The sequence below is a fragment of the Wolbachia endosymbiont of Mansonella perstans genome (genome assembly GCF_020278605.1).
Taxonomy (GTDB): domain Bacteria; phylum Pseudomonadota; class Alphaproteobacteria; order Rickettsiales; family Anaplasmataceae; genus Wolbachia.
The window spans coordinates 3,823-8,046 of record NZ_JACZHU010000048.1 but is presented as its reverse complement, the minus strand read 5'-3'; the positions used below and the strand labels follow the sequence as shown (position 1 = coordinate 8,046).

Genomic DNA, 4,224 nt, shown 5'->3' with positions numbered 1-4,224 from the left:
CCATTGTTGACTGGCAAAACGGTACCCTTAATTTGTCCTATTACCATTAGTATTAGTTTAGGTTATACAGAAAGTTCAATGAAGTTTTTCAACATTATGCTACAATTCATTGTGCTGCCATACATCAAAATAGGGTAAAATAAAGACTAGCATAACGAACTTAGATTGCACTAGAGGTTATATGCGGGAGTGATGAGACTTGAACTCATGACCTCATGCGTGACAGGCATGCGCTCTAACCAACTGAGCTACACCCCCATTTCCTTTTAGTGTTTCTGACTTTAAAGTTAATAAACATGTTACCTTTTGTCAACGTTTTTTGTTTGCACTTTGTTGCCTTTTATATTACTATATAAATAATTTGATTTCACACATGGCTATACAAATAGTCCTGTTAGGGTTATGCCATGGAGGGTAAACTATTTGAAGGAATGAATATGATAAACTTACCCGAAGTCACTATACGTGATTTAGCTAGATCTGGCGTACATTTTGGTCATAAAGTTAGTCGCTGGAATGCGAAAATGGCTCCATACATATATGGGGTACATCAAGAGAATCGTATACATATAATTGATTTACGAAAGACATCGCCATTACTACAGGTGGCAATGAAGGCCCTATATGAAGTTGCATCTCAAGGTGGTCGCATCTTATTTGTTGGTACAAAATTTCAGGCTTTGGATATTATTGCAAGTGAAGCAGTTCGTTGTGGTCAATATTATGTAAATTATCGATGGCTTGGCGGTATGCTTACTAATTGGGGAACTGTCTCTTCTTCAATAAAAACACTAATTAAATACGAAAAAATGCTAAATGATGAAAATAGCGTTTTAACGAAGAAAGAATTAGGAAATATTGAAAAGAAAAGGCAAAAGCTTGATAAGGCGCTAGGTGGCATTAGAGAGATGGGAGCAATTCCAGACATTTTGTTCATCATTGATACTAATAAAGAGCACATTGCAGTTAAAGAGGCGAAAAAATTGGGAATTCCAATAGTTGCAGTACTTGATACTAACTCTGATCCAGATGATATTACTTATCCTATACCAGGGAATGATGACTCAAGAAAATCGATAGAACTCTATTGTAGGTTGGCTGCAGACTTTATATTGACCGGAATAGAATCTAGTTTAGCAAGATCTGGAGTTAAGGTTGGTGATATAAAGGGCGATGAGTTTATTCAAGAAAAAGGAGATAATATTGTACAGATAAAAAAGGGGCACGGTAAAATTTATAAAGAGGATGAAAAGGAGGTAGTAACTAATGAAGATGAATCCAGATAGTATAAAGGAACTACGTAGTAGAACAGGGCTTGGTTTAAGTGATTGTAAGAAAGCATTAGAGGAGTGCAGTGGTGATATCAGACGAGCCATTGATAAGTTATGTGCAATAGGACTTGCTAAGGCTGACAAAAAGTTTGATAGAGTAACTTCAGATGGGCTAATTGCTATGCATTTGGCTGAAAATCGTGGCGTATTGATTGAACTCAATTGTGAAACTGATTTTGTTGCAAGAAATGAGAAATTTATAGAACTAATCTCGAATTTAGCATCAATTGCTTATCAAGAACGCTGTACTAGCGTTGATGAGTTAAAAAATGCCAAATATGAAGGCATTGGTACGGTACAGGAAGCTATCATAAATGGTATATCTGTCCTTAGTGAAAAGTTAGAGCTGAGCAAGCTTTGTTACCTGGAAGCTCAGAACGGAATTGTTGCTGGTTATGTACATGGTGATGTGTGTGGCCTGGGTAAAACTGGTGCTTTAGTAGCATTGCAATCATCCGGTGATAAGTCAAAGTTGCAAGAAGCTGGAAGACAAATAGCAATGCAAGTAGTTGCTATGAAGCCCGAAGCTCTTTCTATAGATGACTTAGATCAAGCAAAGTTGAACAATGAGCGTTTTATAATTGAAAAACAGGTGAAAAGCTTGAATAAACCTGAAGAGGTGACAAAGAAAATAGTAGATGGTCGAATGGCTAAATATTATGAAGAAGTTGTTTTACTAGAACAGAAGTTTATAAGGGATGATAAAATGAAAATTTCCGATTTTATCAGAGTAAGCGAGTCGAGTGTAAACTCTACTGTCAAATTGTTTGATTATAAGTTACTTATTTTAGGTAGCAGAGATTAAATAGTTGAAAATGACTGCCTCAACAGGTGAAATAAAATACTACAGGGTGTTATTTAAAATCTCTGGCGAGGTTTTGATGGGATCACGGCCTTATGGTCATGATATGGGAATTATAGATCAATTGTGTAAAGATGTAGCTGATGTTTACAAACTTGGAGTTCAGATATGTATTGTTGTTGGTGGTGGTAATATCTTTCGTGGTGCATCTGCATCTTTAAGTGGTTGTGAAAGAGCAAGCAGTGATTATATTGGAATGCTTGCAACTATAATTAATGCTTTGATCTTACAAAAATCTTTAGAGAAAAGTTTAGTAGACTCTAGAGTACTATCAGCAATACCCATGGCTACTATATGCGAGCCTTATATCAGAAGGAAAGCTATTCGTCATTTAGAAAAAGGTAGAGTAGTAATCTTTGCGGCAGGTACAGGTAATCCATTTTTTACTACAGATACAGCTGCAGCTTTACGTGCTGTTGAAACGAATTGTGATGTTATTTTAAAAGGTACACAAGTAAGTGGTGTATACTCCGCTGATCCGAAAAAAAATGAGGATGCTGTAATGTATGATAGGCTTTCTTACATGGATTTATTGGCTCGTGATTTAAAGGTTATGGATGCATCAGCGATCTCACTTGCGCGTGAGAATTCCGTTCCAATTATAGTTTTTTCTTTGAGAGAAGAAAAAATAGTCAATATTGTTAAGGGTCGTGGCACTTATACTATAGTTTCAGATTATAAATGATAGGTAATTTATGTTGAATGAAGTAAAAACTAAAACAAAAGAAAGGATGCTAAAAACTATTCATTCCTTTCATGATGACATTAAAGGTATACGCACCGGTAGAGCTAGCGCATCATTACTTGATGGCATAGTTGTGAATATCTATGGAGGACATCAAAAACTGAATCAAGTTGCCGGTGTTTCAGTGACGGACAATAAAACATTGTCAATTAAAGTTTGGGACATTAGTATTATAGGTGAAGTGAAAAATGCCGTATTGAATGCCAATCTAAATTTAGATCCTGTTGTCGAAGGTAATACTGTACGTATAACCCTTCCAGGTTTAACGCAAGAAACCCGTGAAAAATTAGTGAAATTATTGCACCAGTTTGCTGAAAATGCGCGGGTCGCCATTAGAAATATACGTAGAGATATTATGGAAGAAATAGAGAAAATGCAGGAAAGTAAAGAAATCTCAGAAGATGATTTTCATAGTGCTAAAAAGGAGATACAGAATATTACTGATGATAATATCAAAAAGATTGATAGCGAATTATCTATTAAAGAAAAAGATATACTGAATCACTAAGTTGATATGAAAGAAGCCTTCAATAATAAAAAAAAACGAATTACATGCATGGGTATCACCCGAGTAGCTGATATGCAGCTGTACGAACATTTGTCAACGGAGGCAATGTGTTAGTCATTTTTGCCTCAAACACAAAGGTGTCATCCCAGTGCTTGACGCCGGGATTCAGCTTTTCATACAATCTTGTCAAAGATGTTTGTTTTAGCATAAAGCAGCTGTTTTTATGCTTATTAGCTCAGTGTGCTTACTTGCAATCAAATTTCTGGATTCCAGTATCGGAACACTGGAATGTTACCATCCTGGTAGCACAATATTCGTATAGCTGTGTGTCAGTTACTTTTATGACATCGGTGAACTCTAAATGTTGAATCTCGAGTTTCTACCAAAACACTTAGCCATCATTATGGATGGCAATGGTCGATGGGCAAACAACCAAGGGAGGGTAAAAATTGATGGTTATAGAAAGGGCAGCGAGGTTGCATATGACATTGCTAAGCATTGCACAACCCTAGCCATACCTTATTTGACTTTGTATGCATTTTCCATGGAGAATTGGCTTAGGCCTAAAGAGGAAACTGACCATCTATTTGATTTATTTTACTCTGTTCTAACTGACGAGAATAAAATCAATTTCATTTGCAATTATAATATTAAGCTGAGTTTTATTGGTAATTTAAGTTTACTGCCAAAAAAAATACTTGATCAAATTAAAAAAGCAGAGGAAATAACACATAAGAACGATGGTTTATTACTTACTGTAGCGGTCAGTTACGGAGCA

General features: G+C 35.9%; 6 protein-coding genes and 1 tRNA gene. 5 read left to right on the top strand and 2 right to left on the bottom strand.

Annotated elements, in window-relative coordinates; genetic code table 11:
* Positions 1 to 184: 184 nt before the first annotated feature.
* Positions 185 to 258, bottom strand: a tRNA-Asp gene (locus tag IHO13_RS03465).
* Positions 259 to 437: 179 nt separating this feature from the next.
* On the opposite strand from IHO13_RS03465, the gene rpsB reads away from it, so the two are divergent.
* The 4 genes from rpsB to frr are packed head-to-tail and all read left to right on the top strand — an operon-like array spanning position 438 to position 3,446.
* The gene (gene rpsB, locus IHO13_RS03460) at positions 438 to 1,286 is read left to right on the top strand and encodes a 30S ribosomal protein S2 (RefSeq protein ID WP_225538293.1); all 849 of its coding nucleotides are present in this window, start codon (positions 438 to 440) and stop codon (positions 1,284 to 1,286) included.
* Positions 1,267 to 2,136, top strand: coding sequence for a translation elongation factor Ts (tsf, locus tag IHO13_RS03455; protein ID WP_225538291.1), 870 nt, complete (start codon positions 1,267 to 1,269; stop codon positions 2,134 to 2,136). The genes rpsB and tsf overlap by 20 nt, the downstream gene beginning before the upstream one ends.
* Positions 2,137 to 2,146: 10 nt before the next feature.
* Complete coding sequence (gene pyrH / locus IHO13_RS03450) at positions 2,147 to 2,878, top strand: UMP kinase (protein WP_225538292.1); 732 nt, start codon at positions 2,147 to 2,149, stop codon at positions 2,876 to 2,878.
* A gap of 10 nt (positions 2,879 to 2,888) precedes the next feature.
* Positions 2,889 to 3,446, top strand: a complete 558-nt coding sequence (gene frr / locus IHO13_RS03445; protein WP_225538290.1) for a ribosome recycling factor — start codon at positions 2,889 to 2,891, stop codon at positions 3,444 to 3,446.
* A gap of 55 nt (positions 3,447 to 3,501) precedes the next feature.
* Here frr and IHO13_RS03440 read toward each other — a convergent pair whose 3' ends face one another.
* Positions 3,502 to 3,654 carry a hypothetical protein gene (locus IHO13_RS03440; protein ID WP_225538289.1) on the bottom strand — a complete coding sequence of 51 codons (153 nt, stop codon included), beginning with the start codon at positions 3,652 to 3,654 and terminating at the stop codon, positions 3,502 to 3,504.
* Positions 3,655 to 3,807: 153 nt separating this feature from the next.
* Here IHO13_RS03440 and uppS point away from each other — a divergent pair.
* A partial coding sequence (gene uppS / locus IHO13_RS03435) for a polyprenyl diphosphate synthase (RefSeq protein WP_225538288.1) occupies positions 3,808 to 4,224 on the top strand: 417 nt, incomplete at its 3' end.